The organism is Janthinobacterium sp. KBS0711 (assembly GCF_000988085.1).
Lineage (GTDB): Bacteria > Pseudomonadota > Gammaproteobacteria > Burkholderiales > Burkholderiaceae_D > Janthinobacterium > Janthinobacterium lividum_E.
Genome location: NZ_LBCO01000033.1, coordinates 726,670 through 745,230, shown reverse-complemented (window position 1 = coordinate 745,230; position 18,561 = coordinate 726,670). Strand labels below are relative to the sequence as shown.

Below are 18,561 nucleotides of genomic sequence, written 5' to 3'. Positions count from 1 at the left end.
TTTTGTGTCGCTGGATAATACCAAAAAAGACCGTTGTAAAACCAATTTGAATTATCAGGCCGGCAATTTATACGTGCCCTTACTGGTATTTTCCCCGGTCTTACGGGCTACAGATTGATTCAGCTGAAGTGGTCTGTGTGATTCAAACAACGTTATAAAAAAAAAGTTGCAACTGGTAGTATTCTGGTATTGGATAGTAGTATATTGGCGTTGAATTGGTTTTGTAAGTGGTTGTGCCGAAGGGTCTGCAGCATGCCGGTGAGAGTGGCGGGCTGGAAAGAAGACCTACGTTAAAAATGAAAAGGTTCCAATCCTGGAGCCTAAATCAAGGGGGAGTACATGAAACGCAATTTGACACCTGCAGCTGCCGTCGTGAAATCCGGCTCGCGTAGCCGTACGCCGATCGCTGCGGCCGTTGCCGTGATGGTCGCCGGCCTGTCCTTTTCGGCACAGGCGCAGGAAGCGCCAGCCGAAGACGTGGCCACCGTGGTGACGGTGACCGGCGTGCGTGCCTCGCTGGAAAAATCGCTGAAGCAAAAACGTAATGCGGATTCCGTGGTGGAAGTGGTCACCGCCGAAGATATCGGCAAGATGCCAGACCGTAACGTGGCTGACGCGATCCAGCGCCTGCCAGGTGTGAATACCCAATCGTCTGCCGGTGGCGAAGGCGGCTTCGGCGAAAACGACCGCGTCAGCCTGCGCGGCACCAGCCCCAGCTTCCAGCAAACCCTGTTCAACGGCCACGCCATCAGCACGGGCGACTGGTTCGTGCTGAACCAATTCGGCGGCAACGTCGGCCGCAGCAGCAGCTTTTCCCTGCTGCCATCGGAACTGGTGAGCTCCGTTGTCGTGCACAAGAGCGCCACGGCGGACCTGCCTGAAGGCGGCGTTTCGGGCGTGATCGACGTGATCACCCGCCGTCCGCTGGAATTCAAGAACCAGATCACAGCGGAAGGCTCCATCCAGGCTTTCCACAATGACCTGGCCGGCAAGACCGACCCGCAGTTCTCCGGCCTGGTGAACTGGAAGAATGACACGAATACCCTGGGCATCATGCTGCAAGGCTTTTCGCAAAAATCGACCGTGCGCCGCGATGGCCAGGAAATCCTCGGCTACACGCCGATCGCCGCAGGCAGCAACGCGGCCAAGGCCCATCCTGAACTGGCTGGCGTGAAAGTGCCGACCTTTATCGGCGCCAGCCTGTTCGAGCAAAAGAAAACCCGCGAAGGCGGCGCATTCGACATCGAATTCAAGCCCAGCAAGGACTTGACCCTGGATGTGAACGGCTTCTACTCGCAACTGAAGGCGCCGCATCAAAACACCAACTGGCTTGCTGCGCCTGCCAACTCGATCAACAGCACCGACGACAAAGGCGTGTCGACGGGCCAGGTGCCGACCAACTACACGGTCAAGAATGGCACGCTGACAGGCGCCACCTTCGCCAGGAACTCGGGCGAAGTCGACAATATCTACCGTCCTGACGCTGGCGGCGAATCGTACTATCTCGATTTCAACTTCAAGTACCGCGCCACCAAGGACCTGACACTGACGGGTAAACTGGGCAAGACCCACGGCGTCGGTTATGACCGCGACGATGTGTACTACCAGAACAACGTCGATGGCGGCATGGTGTATCAATTGAACGGCTTGAGCCCGGCCAGCGTTTCCTATCCTGGCGGAACTACCAACAAGCCAGGCTCGACAGCATGGGCCGGCGGCGGCGAATCGCGTTCCGTCGACCAGGAAAAATATGCCCAGATCGATGCGGAGCTGCGCCTGTCTTCCGGTATCTGGGATTCGGTCAAGTTCGGCGGCCGTTTGACCGATCACAAGCGCGATGCCGAGCATCCGTTTGAAACCCGTCCGGGCGCCCTGGGCTTCTCCAATCCAGGTCCGGCGTGGAATGGCTCGATGTACCCGAGCGACTTCGCCAACAACCTGGGCGGCAACCTGTCGAGCAACTACTTCAAGTACGACGGTTCGGCACTGGGCGCGTGGGGCGCCGCACCTGGCAACCGCCTGTTCGACTACGTGCGCCGCCATAACTGGACCGACGAGTTCAAGCTGAAGGAAAAAACCTCGGCTGTCTACGCCATGGCCAACCTGACGGGCGACAACTGGAGCGGTAACTTCGGCCTGCGCGCCGTCCACACCAAGCAGTCGACCCTGGTGAACCAGGCCGGCGGCCCGATCACCGGTTCCGACTGGGGCGCGTACTCGCAGCACCTGTATGAGCGCAGCTACAACGACTACCTGCCGAGCGCCAACATCAAGTTCGATGTGCGCAACGACCTGGTCGTGCGCGCCGCCGTGGCCCGCACCATCGCCCGTCCCGACTACAGCGCGCTGGGCGGTTCGGTATCGCTGAATGACGATGCCCTGAGCGGCAGCGGCGGCAACGTCAACCTGAACCCGGTCAAGTCGGACAACGCCGAAGTCAGCGCCGAATGGTATTTCGCACCGAGGTCGGCTTTCTCGGTGGGCCTGTTCTACATGGACCTGAAATCGGTCGTGTCGAACGGTACCGTCAACGCCACGTACTTCAACAGCAAGCGCAATGCCAATGCCGTGTACCAGATCACGTCGCCATTCAATACCAGCGGCAAGAACAAGGGCGCGGAATTCAGCTACCAGCAACCGCTGTTCGGCGACTTCGGCATCCTGGCCAACTACACCTATGCCGACGGCAAGCTGGACAATGGTGATGAACTGGTCAATGCATCGCGCAGCACGTACAACCTGACGGCCTTCTACGAAGCTAACGCCCTCAGCGCACGCCTGGCCTACAACTACCGTTCCGCCTACAAGGCGGGCGTGGACCGTGGCGCGAGCCAGCACGTTGCCGGCGCGGGCGGCCTGGCCGGTTCGCTCAACTACAAGATCAACGAACACTTCACGATCACGTTCGATGCGCTTAACTTGACGAACACGACCATCAAGATGTACGCGGAAAACAAGGATCAGCCACGCGCTTTCTATAGCAATGGCCGTACCTTCTACCTGGGCCTGCGCGCCAAGCTGTAAGCACGACGATCCGGCCTGATGCACCCGCCTCAGGCCCGGTCTTCCTCGGTCTTTTCAAGGCAAGTTCCTGTTTCAGGAGCTTGCCTTTTTTTTCGACGCCCGCTGGCTGGGCGCCTGCCGTCTGTACTCATATAAAACCGTCCCGCCACCGTGGCGGACATCTATAACGAGGAGTCTATGAACAGTCGTTTGCACCCCGTACTACACCCCATCGCCGCCGCTGCCGCCTTGCTGTCCATGAGCATGGCGGCCCAGGCGCAGCAGGCCCAGTCCGCCGCTCCGGCCATGCAGGAAGTCGTCGTCACCGGCATCCGCGCCTCGCTGGAACAGTCGCTGAGCCAGAAGCGCAACAGCGATTCCGTGATCGACGTCGTCAGCGCGGAAGACATCGGCAAGCTGCCCGACAAGAACGTGGCCGATGCCGTGCAGCGCGTGCCGGGCGTGAATATTTCCTCGTCGGCAGGCGGCGAGGGCGGCTTCTCGGAAAATGACCGGGTCAGCATCCGCGGCACCAGCCCCAGCCTGACGCAAACCCTGATCAATGGCCACGCCGTGGGCACGGGCGACTGGTTCGTCACGGACCAGGTGGGCACCGTGGGGCGCAGCGTTAGCTTTGCCTTGCTGCCGTCGGAAATCGTCAGCCGGGTCACCGTGCAAAAGAGCGCGCAGGCGGACCTGGTGGAAGGGGGCGTGGCCGGCTCCATCAATATCGAGACGCGCAAGCCGCTCAGTTTCAAGCAGCCGTTTACGGCCGAGCTGGCCGTGCAGGCCATCTATGCGGACTTGCCGGGCAAGACCGATCCGCAAATGAATGCCTTGTTCAACTGGAAGAATGAAGCGAAGACCATGGGTGTGCTGTTCCAGGTGTTTTCCGAAAAACGCCACGAGCGCCGCGATGGCCAGGAATTCTTCGGCTATGGCGCCATCGACGCCAACAGCCCGGCCGCGCAGAAATATCCGGAACTGGCCGGCGTGCTGGCGCCGCTGGGCATCAACTCGGCCCTGTTCGAGCAAGTGCGCAAGCGCCAGGGCGGCAGCGTCGACCTGCAATTCAAGCCTACTTCCGATCTGATGCTGGACGTTAACGGCTTCTATTCCAAGCTGGACGCGGCCAATTACAACCGCAGCTTTTATAACCAGCCGGGCGCCAACCTGAATGCCGTCGACAATGACGGCAAGCACGTGGGCGTGATTCCCAGTAGGTTTACGGTCAAGAACAACACCCTGGTGGCGGCCGATTTTCCCGCGTCGCAGTTTCCTGCGGCCAACGCCACCACGCCGTATAACGGCCAGCTGTATCCGGCCCTGGTCGACCAGATCTACCGTCCCGGTTCGAACTCCTCGACCGCCTATATCGATTTCAACGGCAGCTACCGCGCCAGCGAGCGCCTGCGCATCACGGGCAGCCTCGGCTACACGCGCGGCATTGGCGAGACGCCAGTCGACCTCGGCTATGAGGCGGGCTTGACGGGCGTGGGCGTGTCCTACCAGCTGAACGGCCTGTCGCCGGCCAGGCTGAATTTTCCGGGCCTCGACATTTCCAAATTCTCCAACGCGGTGACGGCATCGGCCTGGGGTTCGCATGTGGAAACCCTGGATACGGAAAAATATGGCCAGGCCGATGGCGAGCTGAGCATGGATTACGGCGTGCTGGAGTCGTTGAAATTCGGCGCGCGCTACGCGGAACACCACCGCAATGTGTCCTGGCCGGAAAACCGCAGCTGTGCCGTCTGCGATGGCACGACGAATGCGCCCTTGCCGAAGTGGAATGGCGGCACCTATCCCGGCGATTACGGCAAGGGCCTGGGCGGCAGCGCGCAGGGCCGCTACTGGCAGCTCGATCCGGCCGACCTGGTGGCGTGGGCCAACAAATACGACAATTCGGGCGGGCCGAATTCGCGCAACTGGCCGGCCGAGCTGGACGTGAAGGAAAAGGATAGCGCGGCCTACATCATGGCCAACCTGGCCGGCAACAAGTGGCGCGGCAACGTGGGCGTGCGCGTCGTGCGCACACAGCAGACGACGGTGACGAATGTGCCGGGCGGCGAAAATCCTATCGGCCAGGAAAATATTTTCGGCACCTACACGCCCACCGTCGTCAAGCACAGCTACACGGATGTGCTGCCCAGCGCGAATATCAAGTTTGACTTGAGCAAGGAGCTGGTGGCCCGCGCGGCCGTGGCGAAAACCATGGCGCGCGCCGACTACAGCGCGCTGGTGGGTGCCGTCAACCTGAACGACCAACTGCTGACGGGCACGGGCGGCAATCCGGACTTGAAACCGATACGCTCGACCAACTACGATGCGACCCTGGAATGGTATTTCGCACCGAAGGCCATGCTGTCGGTCGGCGCTTTTTACATGGACATGAAATCGTACGTGACGTTTGGTACGGCGCCCGTGAGCTACTACAATAATACCTTCAAGAAATTCAACACCTATGTGATCCAGTCGCCGACGAATATCGGCGCCAAGAACAAGGGCGTGGAACTCAGTTACCAGCAGGGCTTGTGGGGCGGTTTCGGCGTGGTGGGCAACTACACCTATACGAATGGCAAGGCCGACGATGGCGCCGCCGTGGTGGGCAGCTCGCGCGGCACCTACAACCTGGAAGGCTATTACGAGGATGAGCGCCTGAGTGCGCGCCTGGCCTATACCTACCGCTCCAGCTTCCTGGCCGGCCTGTTCAGCAGCTCGCCCCAGTACGTGCACGGCGTGGGCAACCTGGCCGCGTCGCTCAACTACAAGATCGACGAGCGCTATTCGCTGACCTTCGATGTGCTGAACCTGAATAATCCGGTGCTCAAGTATTACGGCGACAACCAGGACCAGCCGACGGCCCTGTACTCGAACGGCCGTCAATTCTATTTTGGTTTGCGCGCCAAGTTATAGTTTTTTTTACCGGCTTTCCGCCACAAGCGGGGAGTCGGCTTTTTTCTTTTGGAATTGTTTGACCATGACTATTGCTTCCCAACGCTACCTCGCCCTCGACGTCCTGCGGGGCCTGACCGTCGCCCTGATGATCGTCGTCAATACTCCGGGCGACTGGGGCAGCGTGTATGCGCCGTTCTTGCATGCCGAATGGCATGGCTTTACCCTCACGGACCTGGTGTTTCCCAGCTTTTTGTTTGTCGTCGGCAATGCGCTGGCCTTTGCCCTGGGAAAGTATGAAAATCTCGGCCATGGCGCCGTGCTGGCCAAGCTGTGCCAGCGCAGCGCGCTGATCTTTTTACTGGGTTTCCTGTTGTACTGGTTTCCCTTCTTCAAGATCGATGATGCGGGCCAGTTCGCCTGGTCGCCGCTGTCGCACACGCGCATACCCGGCGTGCTGCAGCGCATCGCTGTGTGCTACCTGGCCGCTTCCCTGATCCTCCACTACTGGAAGACGCACGGTGCGCTCGTCTTCAGCGCCTGCGCCTTGCTCGGCTACTGGGCCATCCTGGCGACGTGGGGCGACTACAGCTTGCACGGCAACGCGCCGGCCAAGCTGGACCTGATCTTGCTGGGCGACAGCCACCTGTACCACGGCGAAGGCATCGCCTTCGATCCGGAAGGCATCCTCGGCACCTTGCCATCGATTGTCAATGTGATTGCCGGCTACCTGGCGGGCAGCTTCGTGCGCCAGACGGCGCCGGCGCAGCTGCGTGCCGCGTTGTATCGGCTGGTGGTGGCTGGCGTCATCTGCGTGGCCGTGGCCCTGTGCTGGAACGAAGTGTTCCCGATCAACAAGAAGCTGTGGACCAGCTCTTACGTGATGCTCGGTATCGGCCTGGACTTGCTGCTGCTGGCGCTGCTGATGCTTGTCATCGACGTGCGCAAGATCACGGGCTGGACCTACTTTTTTGAAGTCTTCGGCAAGAACACGCTGTTCATTTACCTGGTGTCGGAAGTGCTGGTGATCATCGCGTTTACCGTGCGCATCGGTGGCGGCAATCTGTACCAGTGGCTGTACCAGCACTGGTTTACGGGCTGGGCGCCGGCGCGCGTGGGCTCCTTGCTGTTTGCCGTCAGCTTCATGCTGCTGTGCTGGCTGATCGCCTATGTCATGGACAAGCGCAAGATCTACATCAAGGTCTAGAATTTCAATTTCAGGCCGTAGCGCGTGGCCAGTGCGGTGAAGAGCAGCATCAGGGCGGTGACGGCGGCCGCGTTCCACAGGCCGGCCGCGCCGCCCGTTTCCCAGTACGGCCACCAGAAGCGCGGCAAGTGCAGCACGGCCGCCAGTTGCTGCCACAGGTCGGGCACGATGTAGGCGAACAGGGCATTGGTGCCAGCGGGCAAGAGCACCACGGCCCAGGCGCGCCAGCGCCACACGTCGATGACGACATAAAACACGAGGAACAGGGCCAGGACGAGGGCGCTGCACACGAGCGTGTAGGATTCCGTTGCCGCGATCTTGTTGATGTGGTGATACGGCCGCAGCAGCATGCCGGCCGCGAACAGGCCCAGCGCGAACCACGCCATGAAACGGATGCGCTGCCCATGGCTCAGGGCGGCGCCGCGCAGGAACAGCTGGCCCACCAGGGTGCCTGCCAGTACGTTGGCCGCCGTCGAACCGAGCACTTGCGGCACGTTGACGAAGGCGTTGATGCCTGCAGGCAGGAAATCGAGGCTACCCGCCGTGCCGCCCATGTACAGCACGAGCAGCAGGGAAAATACGCCCATCAGCGCCGTGCCGCTGCCCCGGCATGCCAGGTACAGCAGGCTGCACAGCAAATAGGACCAGCCTATCATGCCGAGGATGCCCCACCACGACGGTTGCAGCCAGGTGCTGGAAAACTCGCTGTTCAGCTCCCCGCGGAACGTTGCCAGCAGGAACAGCATCAGGATGCCGCCTGCAGCCAGCTCCAGCTTGCCCGCGCCTTGGCGCCACAGCAGCATCATGGCCACGTAAAACAGCAGGAAGTATATGGCGTGCGGCAGCGGCGCCGCCTGCGCATCGTAGCGGTAGGCGTTGGCCAGCACCACGCCGGCCAGCATCAGGCTGGCCGAGCGCCACAGCAGGCGTCCCAGCAAGGCTGGCGTGACATGGCTGCAATGGCGCTGCAAGGCCAGCGGTATGGCCATGCCGACCATGAACAGGAAACCGGGAAAGACCAGGTCGGGCAATGTGATGCCGTCGGCGCGGGGGGCCGCATGCTCGAGCCACCAGGCGATGCCGGGCATGCCGGCCAGGTAGTTGACCCAGATCATGATGACGATCACGCAGCCGCGGAAGGCATCGAGGCTGGTCAATCGTTCGGCGGCGGTGGCTGTGGCGACGGTGGCTGGCGGCATGGAATAAGGAAAAAGGTCGAAAAAAAAGCAGCCCCGGCGTGAACCGGGAACTGCCTTGCGCATATTGCTGGGAGCGGGAATTACTGTGCCGCTGCTGCCGGCGCCGCCGCTGCCGTGGCAGGACGGTTCAGCCACAGGATCCAGTAGCGGGCCAGGTCGCCCACGCCATCGCCGCCCTTGACCGTTTCCAGTACCTTGATGGCGTCGTCTTTCTTGCCGGCCATCGCGTAGGAGTAACCGAGGCGCAGCTTGGCGTCTTCTGGACGCTTCAGGCCGCCCTTGGCGATGCCTTTCTGGATCAGGTCGATACCTTTGTCGAACTGGTCCATCGTCACGAAGGCGTAGCCGAGGTTGATCAAGCCCGTGCCATCCTTGCTCTTCATGGCCGATGCTTCACCGCTGGCGATGTTTTTCGCATCGTCGGCGGCAGCCTTGTTGGCCTGGTCGCGCAGTTTCTTGTGCTTGGCGGCATTTGCGCCCGTGCCCAGCACGCCTTTGGCAAAGCCCGCGTCGAGGACTTTTTTCGCTTCCGTCGGGAAAGCGTTCTGCAAGGCGATTTCAGCCATGTCGCTGTAATCTTGCGGCGGCATGGTGCCCACGGCCTTGAATTGCAGGCGCAGCACGTCGAGCGCGAAACGGTCGGAATAGCCGGCCTTGCCTTGCGTGCGGCTCAGCAAATCGCTCCAGTAGTCATCCGACGGGTAGTAGCGCACCAGGTTTTCCATGGCGACCAGGTAGGTGGCTGGATCCTTGCTTTTCGAACCCGTGTTGGCCAGCAATTGCAGTTCTTCGATTGTCGGGGTCTTGCCCGCTTGCTGCTTGGCCGTCAGGTCTGCCATCAGTTCCTGTTTCGCGCGCGCGAAATCATTGCTGAAGTAGTAGGCGCGGATGATGTACTGGCGCACGCCAGCCACATCGCCGGTTTCCGTCTGGTAGCGGGTGAACCATTTGATGGCGTTCGGATAATCCTTGGCGTTGTAGTGGTAGTTGGCCAGCGCCTGGATGAAATCGCCTTGTACCTTTTTTTCCAGCTTGCCCGATTCGATGACCGCTTCCAGTGCCGTCATGGCCATCGGCGCATTGTTGGTGGTCGACGCCAGCGCTACGCGCAGGCGGTTCAGCACGAACAATTCGTACGGCGTCAGGGCCGGGATGGCGGCGGCCTGGTCGATGCGGCTTTGCACGTCGGCGTAGTTTTTCGCATCCATCGACGCCTTCACGGCGTCCGGATCGAGCAGCTTGAACACTTCAGGGCGCACCGTATCGGCAGGCGCGGCGGCAGGCGCACCTGCAGCGGCGGCCGGCTTGGCCTCCTGCGCGTGCGACAGGGCTGGCAAGACATTCAGGCCGATGGCGGCCAGGAGCAGGCTAAGGCGTGCAAGACGGAATTGGGACATGGTCAATCCTTCAATCAATAACAAAAATACGCACCGGCACTGGCAGCCGCAACATCGTGTAGTAGCATTGCCAGAGGGGCAAGGAAGCTCGAAAAAACACATTCATGCCAGTCTGCCTGCACAAGTCAAACAGAAGCGGCATGATACAAAACGGCTATTGTCACATAAACGGCTGAGCGGGTGCGGCAAACGTGCGCGCCAGGGCTTGCCCTTTGGCATCGAACAGCAGGCAGCGCTGCGGCGGCAGGTGCAGGCGCATGGCGTCGCCCGCGTGGCGCATGCCTTCCTCGGCCGGCAGCTTAACGGCCAGCATTTCGGCCAGCATATCGTTCACCCCCGGCATGCTGGCGTAAACGATGGCCACGTCGCCCAGGTATTCCACATGGCTGACGGCCGCGTCCACCACATTGTCGCCCGCATTGCTGCCGTGCTGCAGGCTGACATGCTCGGCCCGTACGCCCAGGGTCAGCTGGTCGCCCGGCGCCACGGTCTCGCCCTGCGCTTCGACGTCGATGACGGCGCCGCCGGGCAGGCGCACGGTCACGGAGCCGGGGCCAGAGGCGACGGCCTCGCAAGCGACGAAATTCATCTTCGGCGCGCCGAGGAAGCCGGCCACGAACAGGTTGCCGGGATTGTTATACAGCTCGTGCGGACTGCCCACCTGTTCGATGCGCCCGCCGTTGAAGACGACGATGCGCTCGCCCAGGGTCATGGCCTCGACCTGGTCGTGCGTGACGTAGATCATGGTCGTCTTCAATTCCTGGTGCAGGCGCGAGATTTCCACGCGCATCTGCACGCGCAACGATGCATCGAGGTTCGACAGCGGTTCGTCGAAGAGAAAAACCTTGGGTTTGCGCACGATGGCGCGGCCGATGGCCACGCGCTGACGCTGGCCGCCCGACAGGTCCTTCGGCTTGCGTTTCAACAGCGGCGTGATCTGCAGGATCTCGGCCGCGCGCTCGACGGCGATGCGCACCTCGGCCTTTTTATGCCCCGCCAGCGAGAGGGCGAAGGCCATGTTCTCGAATACCGTCATGTGCGGATACAGGGCGTAGCTCTGGAAAACCATGGCCAGGCCCCGCTCGGCCGGGGCGATATCGTTGGCCAGCTGGCCGCCGATATGCAGCTCGCCATCCGTGATGTCTTCCAGCCCGGCGATCATGCGCAGCAGGGTCGATTTGCCGCAGCCGGACGGTCCCACGAAGACGACGAATTCGCCGTCGCGGATATCGAGGTCGATGCCGTGGATGACGGGGTGCTTGTCGTCGTACAGCTTGACGATGTTCTTTAAAACGATATGTGCCATGAAGTGCTTCTATCCTAGCTTGCGCTGGCCGGCGCAGAGGTGGCGCCGGCATCAGATGGGTCGGAGGTATCCTTCGGGCCGATGCGCATGAAGCGCGACAGGATCAGTACGGGCACGGCCGACACCAGCACCCACAGGAAGAAAGTCTTGTAGCCGAGCGCCGTCTGGATGTCGCCGCTGATCATCTTGAACAGCACGGAACCCAGCTGCATCACGCCGGTGGCGAACGCATAGTGGGCCGTCTGGTACTTGCCGACCGAGACGACCTGCATCATGAACAGGATCAGGCCGACGAAGCCGAAACCATAGCCGAACATCTCCACGCTGAGCGCGGCCGTGATCAGGGTCAGGTCGGTCGGCATGCTGTGGCTCAGGTAGTAGAACACCAGGTTCGGCAAGTTCATGGCCAGGATCAGGAAGAACATGGCGCGTTTCAGGCCCAGCCACGATGTGAAGTAGCCGCCGCCGATGCTGCCCAGCAGGAAGGCGACGGTGCCGGCCGTGCCATACACGGCGCCCACTTCCGTCGTCGACAGGCCCAGCCCTCCAAGCTCGCGCGCTTCGCGCAGGAACAGCGGGCCGATGGTCTGCACTTGCGCCTCGCCCGCGCGAAACAGGATGATGAAGGCGATCATGCCCCAGATGCCGGGTTTTTTCAGGAAGTCCACCAGCACGTCCCACAAGGTGCGGCTGATGCCAGCCACGCTCTTGTCGGCCACGGCCGCGTTGCGCACCTGCGGCAGCGCCCACAGGTGGTAGGCGGCCAGCGACAGCATCATGGCGCCGATGATCAGGAAGATCACCGACCAGGCGGGCTTGACGCCGATTTTCTTCTCCAGGTAGCCGGCCAGGATCACCAGGCCGCCCAGCGAGATGAATTTGCCGGCATTGAAGAAGGCGCCTTGCCAGCCCGCGTAGGCCGCCTGCTGCTTGTCCGACAGGCTGGCGATATACAGGCCGTCGCAAACGATGTCGTGCGTGGACGAGGCCAGCGCGGCGACGAACAGCACGGCGATGCAGGCGGCGAACCACAGCGGCGTTTGCAGCGCCAGCGCGATCAGGCCCAGGCTCAGGCCGCCAAGGAACTGGAACAGCACCACCATGGTCTTCTTGCTCGACGTCAGCTCCAGGAAGGGGCTCCACAGCGACTTGAAGACCCAGGCAAAGCCGATCAGGCCCGTCCAGCGGGCAATCTGGTCGTTCGGCACGCCCATGCTCTTGAACATCAGGCCGGCCACCAGGGCCACGGCGTAGAACGGCAAGCCCTGGGCGAAGTACAAGGTAGGCACCCAGGTGATCGGGCTGCGGACTTTCTTGCTGATGCTGATGCGCTGGTCGTGCATGGAGGCTTCCTTATCGAGAGACGTTTTCATTTGACTGCGCCGTCCATGCCGCGCATGAAGAAGCGTTGGGTAAACAGGAAGGCGAGCAGGGTCGGCACGATAGTGATCAGGGTGCCGGCCGCGATCACGCGCGTGCTGCTGCCGAAGGTGCCGCGCAAGTACAGCACGCCCACCGACAGGGGAAATTCATCGGGCTTGCTCATGACGATGGACGGCCAGATGTATTCATTCCACGATTCGACGGCCGTCAGGATGCCGACGGTGGCCAGCCATGGCGTAATCAGGGGCAGCATGATGCGGCTGAAGATGACCCATTCGGACGCGCCATCGACACGCGCCGCGTCGATCAGGTCTTGCGGCACTTCCTCGAACGCCTGCTTGAGCAGCAAGATGGCCACGGCCGTCACCACGTTGGGCAGGATCACGCCCGTGTAGGTGTCGACCAGGCTCATTTGCGTGATGGTGATGAAGTTGACGAGGAAGTTGACCTCGGACGGCAGCACCAGCGTGGCCAGGATCAGGCCGAACACGAGTTTGCGGCCGCGGAATTTCAGGCGCGCCAGCGGATACGCGGCCAGTGAACACAGCAGCAGTTTCCAGAACACGGTAAACACGGCGATCAGCACGGAATTCTTGAAGAAGGACCAGATCGGGATCGCCTTGAACACTTCGATGAAGTTGTCGAATGACGGTGCCTTCGGCCAGAAGGTGGGCGGGAAGGCGAAGATATTGCCTTCCGTGGAAATGGCCGTCACCAGTGTCCACCAGAACGGGAAGACGCAGACGACGGCGATCGCGCACAGCACGGCGTAGTGGCCCAGGATGTGCAGGCGCGTTGTCAGGGGGCGGGAACGTTTTTTCATGGTCAGCGGTGCTTCGGTTTCAGATAGCGCAGGCACAGCAGGGCGATGCCGATGCAGAACAGCGAGACGACGAAGCTGGCCGCCAGCGCGCGCGGCAGTTTCAAGTGCTTCAGACCCTGGTCATACGCGTAGTACAGCGCCGTGAAAGTCGAATTCATCGGCCCGCCCTGGGTCAGCACGTCGACTTCCTGGTACGCCTTCAGGGCCGCCAGCACGGACAGGATGGAGCACAGCATGATGGTCGGGCGCAGCATCGGCACGGTGATCTTCCAGAAGCGCTGCCAGTGGTTGGCGCCATCGAGCATGGCCGCTTCCTGCATGTCCGACGGGATCGATTGCAGCGCCGCCAGGTACATCACCATGTACCAGCCCAGGCCGCGCCACAGGGTGACGAACATGACGGCAAACAGGGCCAGGCTGTCGTTCGTCAGCCAGCCCACGGGCGCGTTCACCAGCCTTAACGTCATCATCACGTAGTTGAGCGCGCCCTGTTCATGGAACATGAAGCCCCACATGATGCCGACCACGGAGACGGTGGTCACCACCGGCACGTAGAAGGCGGCGCGGAACAGGCGGATGCCGGGCAGGCGATTATTCACCAGCACGGCCAGCACGATGGCGCCGACCTGCACGAAGGGCACCATCAGCAAGAACATCAGCGAGTTTTTCAGGCCCGAGACGAACATCTCGTTGTTGAAGATGTAGCGGAAGTTATCGAGGCCGACGAAGCGCGTCTCGCGTATCAGGCTGTAATCGGTAAACGCCAGCACGGAGCCGTAGCCGACGGGCCAGAAGGAAAAGGCGGCCAGCAGCAGCAGGGCCGGGGCGAGGAACAGCCAGGCTTGCACGGTATGGCGGTGGGCGAGTTTCATGGTGTCCTTAGTGGCGCGGCAGGGTGGCCAGCTTGCGGTTCCAGATGGCGACGGCCTGGTCCAGCGCCTGCTTGACGTTCTGCTTGCCCGTCACACCTGCTTCGACGGCCTTCACGAGCGAGCGGCGCAACTCGTCGTAGTCGTCGATGCCGGCCACGTACAGGGTGCGCGAGTGGCCCATCGACAGGGCGCCGGCGGCCACCGCCTTTTCGGCAGCGCCTGCATTTTTCGGCGTGGCGAGAAAGAACGGGTCGGCCGCCGCTTTCACGGTGGTGGGAAAGACGCTGGCCTGTTTGGCGAAGGCCAGTTGGTTCTCGTCGTTCGTCAGGAAGTGCGCGAACTTGCCGACCGACGGCAGCTGGCGCGCCGGCACGCCTTTCGGAATGGCGAAATGCACGAGCCAGCCGCCATCGGCGATGCCGGTGGGACCCAGCGGCGCGGGCGCCACGTCGGTGATGGCGTAGATGTCTTTCGCGTCGCTGCGGATGCGCTGCATGGCCGTCGGCGGCGCCAGCAGCATGCCCAGGCGACCGCCCTTGTAGGCGTCGATCACGGCCGGGAAATTATCTTCGGCGAACAGGCTTTCTTTCAATAAGCCACCGACCTTGTAGGTGTCGGCCAGTTTCTGCACCAGCGCCACGTGCTGCGGCGAATTGAAGACGGCGCGGTTGTCGGTGATGACGGCCAGGCCCTGCTGCATGAACAGGCCGTCGATTTTGGAGAGGGCAGGGGCGATGCCGGCCTTGCCCGTGCGTTGCGCGATCTGGCGCGCGTACGCCAGCTGTTCATCGAGGCTGGCGGGGCCGCGCGTGAGGCCCGCCTGCCTGAAGATGGCGCTATTGAAGGCGATCACCGCGACATTGCTGTACATGGGAAAACCGTAGGTGCGGCCCTTGAAGCGCAAGTCGTCCAGGGCGCTGGGAATGTAGCTGGCGCGCGCTTCCTGGATCAGGCCATCGACTGGCGTGAGCAAGCCGTCGCGCGCAAATTCGTCGGCCCAGGGCACGTTCAGGCTGACCAGTGCGGGCGGCGTGCCGGCCACGATGCGCGTGACCAGCTTGGTCTGGATGACGTCCCACGGGAAGTCGATCCATTCGATCTTGACGCCAGGATTCTGCGCCTCATAGCGCGCCACCACCGTATTGAAATACGGCGTGAACTTGGGCTTCATGCTGAAGGTCCAGAATTCGATTTTCTCGGCAGCCCATGCCTGCGGCGCGAGCAGGCCCGCGCAGGCAACAACCGCCAACAGTCTCTTGATCGTCATTTTTATCCTGGAGCGTGGCGCTCCAATGTCCATGAGTCCGCGGCGCGGGTACATGCCCTTGCCGTCGCTTATATTCGGGTGCTTCTGCCGGCAGCCGCACCCCGTGCCGGGGGCGCAGCTGCCGGGGAGTGCTTAGTTTGTTTTTGTTACCTTGCTCAAGTGACGCGGCGCATCCGGGTCCATGCCGCGCGCGGCAGACAGCTTGGCCGCCATCACGTAGAAGGACTGGATGGCGACGATCGGATCGAGGTCCGGCGTGGCCGCCACGGGCAGGGTCAGGTCGCGCTCGGCCACGTCGGCGGGGGCCGCCAGCAAGACCTTGGCGCCGCGGCCGCGCATTTCGCTGGCCAGTTGCAGCAGGCCGGCCTGGGTCGGGCCGCGGGTGGCAAAAATCAGCAGCGGGTAGCCGTCTTCGATCAGGGCCATCGGGCCGTGCTTGATTTCGGCGCCGCTGAACGCTTCCGCCTGCAGGGCCGAGGTTTCCTTGAATTTCAAGGCCGACTCCAGCGCCACGGGGAAGCTGATGCCGCGTCCGACGACCATGATGTTGCGGGCCGGGGCCAGCACGTCGATGGCCGGCGACCAGTCGACGCGGGTCGCTTCAAGCAGCGCCTCCGGCAGCGCTTCCAGGCCGCCCAGCAGTTCGGGGTCGTTCTGCCACTGGGCCACCATGCGCGCACCGGCGACGAGGCTGGTGATGAAGCTTTTCGTGGCGGCGACGCTTTGCTCCTTGCCGGCGCGCAGGGGCATGGCCCACTCGGCGGCGTGCGCCAGCGGCGAATCGATGTCGTTGACGAGGGCCACGGTGGTGGCGCCGCCGTCGCGGAAGTAGCGGATCGGTTCGACCACGTCCGGGCTCTGGCCCGATTGCGAGATCGAGATGGCCAAGGTGTCGCGCGTCACCAGCGGCGACTTGTTGAGGGTGACCAGCGACATCGGCAGCGAGGCCACGACACGGCCCAGGCGCGCCATGATCAGGTAGGCGACGTAGTTGCAGGCGTGGTCGGAGCTGCCGCGCGCGATGGTCAGCGCGGTCGAGAACGAGGTGCTCCTCAATTTGCGGCCCAGTTCCGCGTAGCGTTCCGTGTCGCTGGCCAGTTGCAGGGCGACGCATTCGGCGGCGGAAATGGCTTCTTTAAGCATCATTGAGGTCACAGATTTCTCCTTCTATATACACAGCTTTGAGTTTGAGATCGCGATCGAGTACCACCAGATCGGCGTAAGTGCCGGGGGCCAGCCGGCCGCGTTCTTCCAGGCCCAGATAATCGGCGGCGTTGGTCGACACGCGCTTGGACGCGTCGGCCAGGTCCAGTCCCAGTCCCACCAGGTTGCGCAGCGCCTGGTCCAGGGTCAAGGTGCTGCCCGCCAGGGTGCCGTCGGGCAGGCGCACGCCGCCCATGCATTTCTGCACGGCGTGGCGGCCCAGCATGTATTCGCCGTCCGGCATGCCGGTGGCGGCCGTCGAATCGGTAACGCAGTACAGGCGCGGGATGGCGCGCAGGGCCACCTTGATGGCGCCCGGATGCACGTGCAGCAGGTCGGGAATCAGTTCCGCGTATTCGGCGTGCGCGAGGGCGGCGCCGACCATGCCCGGCTCGCGGTGGTGCAGGCCGCTCATGGCGTTGAACAGATGCGTGAAACCCATGGCGCCATGTTCCAGCGCGGCCACGCCGTCTTCGTACGAACCGAGCGTGTGGCCGATCTGCACGCGCACGCCGGCGTCGGCCAGGGCGCGCACCAGGTCCAGGTGACCGGCGATTTCCGGCGCCACGGTGATGACGCGCAGCTTGGCCAAGGTTTGCAGGCGCTCGATTTCAGCCAGCGTGGCGGCGCGCGCGAAGTTCGGCTGCGCACCGAGCTTGCCGGAGTTGATGTACGGGCCTTCCAGGTGGGCGCCCAGCACGCGCGCCGTGTTCGGGCGGCGGTGGTTGGCGGCGATGCCGATGGCCGTCAGAGCCATGTCGATGTCTTCCGGCGGCGCCGTCATGGTGGTGGCCAGCAGGCTGGTGGTGCCGTGGCGCGCGTGGATGGCCGCGATGGTGTAGACGGCTTCGCCGCCTTCCATGATGTCCTTGCCGGCACCGCCATGCACGTGCAGGTCGATAAAGCCGGGCAGAATATAGTCGTCGCTGTTGCTCGACGGGTGGAGGGAATCGCCCGTGATGCTGTCGACCCGCTCGCCGAAGGCGATGGCGCCGTGGATCCAGCCGCCGGGGGTAAGGATATTGCCTTTGATAGTGCTGCTCATCTGCGCGACTCCGCTACGAATTCATAATAATCACTGCGGCAATACGAGTGGGTCAGTTCCACCGCTGCGCCGTTGTCGAGATAACTGACACGGGTGATGTGCAGCATGGCTTCACCCGTCTTGATATTGGCCAGCTTGGCCTGTTCCGCCGTGGCGTTGACGGCGCGGATATGCTGCAGCGCGCGCATCGGGATGGTGCCGCGCGACTCCAGGTAGCCGTACAGCGAATCGGTCACCTGCTGCGGGTCCGGCATGTACAGGGCGGGGATGGTGGTCGTTTCGATCGCCATCACCACTTCATCGGCCGTGCGCAAGCGGCGCAAGCGCGCCACCGGCATGTGCGGCGACAGGCCCAGCGACAGTAGTTCCAGCGGCGCGGCCGAGCCGATGTCGCGCTGCAGCCAGCGCGAGCCGGCCGTAAAGCCCCGCTGGCGCAATTCTTCCGAAAAGCTCGTCAGGCGCGACAGCGGCTGTTCCAGCTTGGGCGTGATGTAGGTGCCCGAGCCGCGCTTGCGCGTCAGCATGCCCCGGTCGCACAGCATGTCGATGGCCTTGCGCGCCGTGACGCGCGAGATTTCCAGGATGTCCGACAGCACGCGCTCGGAGGGCAGGGCCTGGTTGGCGCGCCAGTCGCCGCTGGCGATGCCGTCCGACAGCATGTTCGCCAGCTGCATGTAGAGCGGCGTGTCGCTGGCCGGATTGGGTTTGAAGGTGGACAGTTTGGCCAGCATGGTCATTGCTCCTGCAAGTGCTTGCGTATCAGGCGCAGACCGCCTGCGGCCGAGTCGCCCTGTGCCGGCACGACCAGTTGCAACAGTTCCGCCGGCAGGTAGCCCGACAAGGGTGCCGCCAGGCCGCCGCACAGGGCCACGGGCAAGGCGCCAGCCGGGTCGAGCGCCCTGGCGATTAGCGCGATCTGCCGGCCCGCGTCGACCAGGATGGTGCGCGCCACGGCATTGCTGGC

13 protein-coding genes and 1 pseudogene are annotated in these 18,561 nt (G+C 62.7%); 3 read left to right on the top strand and 11 right to left on the bottom strand.

The window, feature by feature from the left end; all coding sequences use genetic code 11:
- Window positions 1-339 precede the first annotated feature (339 nt).
- The 3 genes from VM94_RS21960 (at window position 340) to VM94_RS21950 (ending at window position 7,102) form a co-directional block, all read left to right on the top strand.
- Window positions 340-3,024 carry a TonB-dependent receptor gene (locus tag VM94_RS21960; protein WP_052755880.1) on the top strand — a complete coding sequence of 895 codons (2,685 nt, stop codon included), beginning with the start codon at window positions 340-342 and terminating at the stop codon, window positions 3,022-3,024.
- 177 nt (window positions 3,025-3,201) lie between these two features.
- Window positions 3,202-5,916, top strand: a complete 2,715-nt coding sequence (locus VM94_RS21955) for a TonB-dependent receptor (RefSeq protein WP_046685320.1) — start codon at window positions 3,202-3,204, stop codon at window positions 5,914-5,916.
- A 64-nt stretch (window positions 5,917-5,980) separates the two neighbouring features.
- Window positions 5,981-7,102 carry an acyltransferase family protein gene (locus VM94_RS21950; RefSeq protein WP_046685319.1) on the top strand — a complete coding sequence of 374 codons (1,122 nt, stop codon included), beginning with the start codon at window positions 5,981-5,983 and terminating at the stop codon, window positions 7,100-7,102.
- Here the strand turns inward: VM94_RS21950 and VM94_RS21945 are convergent.
- The 11 genes and pseudogenes from VM94_RS21945 to VM94_RS29225 form a co-directional block, all read right to left on the bottom strand.
- Window positions 7,099-8,301 carry a DUF5009 domain-containing protein gene (locus tag VM94_RS21945; protein ID WP_160309315.1) on the bottom strand — a complete coding sequence of 401 codons (1,203 nt, stop codon included), beginning with the start codon at window positions 8,299-8,301 and terminating at the stop codon, window positions 7,099-7,101. The two genes, VM94_RS21950 and VM94_RS21945, sit on opposite strands and share 4 nt — an antisense overlap.
- Window positions 8,302-8,381: 80 nt before the next feature.
- Window positions 8,382-9,698: a tetratricopeptide repeat protein gene (locus VM94_RS21940; RefSeq protein ID WP_046685317.1), complete on the bottom strand. Its 1,317-nt coding sequence runs from the start codon at window positions 9,696-9,698 to the stop codon at window positions 8,382-8,384.
- 160 nt (window positions 9,699-9,858) lie between these two features.
- Window positions 9,859-11,004, bottom strand: a complete 1,146-nt coding sequence (locus VM94_RS21935) for an ABC transporter ATP-binding protein (RefSeq protein WP_046685316.1) — start codon at window positions 11,002-11,004, stop codon at window positions 9,859-9,861.
- 14 nt (window positions 11,005-11,018) lie between these two features.
- On the bottom strand, window positions 11,019-12,347 hold the full coding sequence (locus VM94_RS21930; protein ID WP_046685315.1) for an MFS transporter: 1,329 nt from the start codon (window positions 12,345-12,347) through the stop codon (window positions 11,019-11,021).
- A gap of 26 nt (window positions 12,348-12,373) precedes the next feature.
- Window positions 12,374-13,210, bottom strand: coding sequence for a carbohydrate ABC transporter permease (locus tag VM94_RS21925; RefSeq protein WP_046685314.1), 837 nt, complete (start codon window positions 13,208-13,210; stop codon window positions 12,374-12,376).
- A 2-nt stretch (window positions 13,211-13,212) separates the two neighbouring features.
- Window positions 13,213-14,082 carry a carbohydrate ABC transporter permease gene (locus VM94_RS21920; protein ID WP_046685313.1) on the bottom strand — a complete coding sequence of 290 codons (870 nt, stop codon included), beginning with the start codon at window positions 14,080-14,082 and terminating at the stop codon, window positions 13,213-13,215.
- A gap of 7 nt (window positions 14,083-14,089) precedes the next feature.
- Complete coding sequence (locus VM94_RS21915) at window positions 14,090-15,349, bottom strand: ABC transporter substrate-binding protein (protein WP_046685312.1); 1,260 nt, start codon at window positions 15,347-15,349, stop codon at window positions 14,090-14,092.
- A 132-nt stretch (window positions 15,350-15,481) separates the two neighbouring features.
- Window positions 15,482-16,495 carry an SIS domain-containing protein gene (locus tag VM94_RS21910; RefSeq protein ID WP_046685311.1) on the bottom strand — a complete coding sequence of 338 codons (1,014 nt, stop codon included), beginning with the start codon at window positions 16,493-16,495 and terminating at the stop codon, window positions 15,482-15,484.
- Complete coding sequence (gene nagA, locus VM94_RS21905; RefSeq protein ID WP_046685310.1) at window positions 16,485-17,597, bottom strand: N-acetylglucosamine-6-phosphate deacetylase; 1,113 nt, start codon at window positions 17,595-17,597, stop codon at window positions 16,485-16,487. The genes VM94_RS21910 and nagA overlap by 11 nt, the downstream gene beginning before the upstream one ends.
- Complete coding sequence (locus tag VM94_RS21900; RefSeq protein ID WP_046685618.1) at window positions 17,594-18,328, bottom strand: GntR family transcriptional regulator; 735 nt, start codon at window positions 18,326-18,328, stop codon at window positions 17,594-17,596. The genes nagA and VM94_RS21900 overlap by 4 nt, the downstream gene beginning before the upstream one ends.
- A 2-nt stretch (window positions 18,329-18,330) precedes the next feature.
- Window positions 18,331-18,561 (bottom strand): annotated as a pseudogene (locus VM94_RS29225) (BadF/BadG/BcrA/BcrD ATPase family protein); the annotation flags it as partial.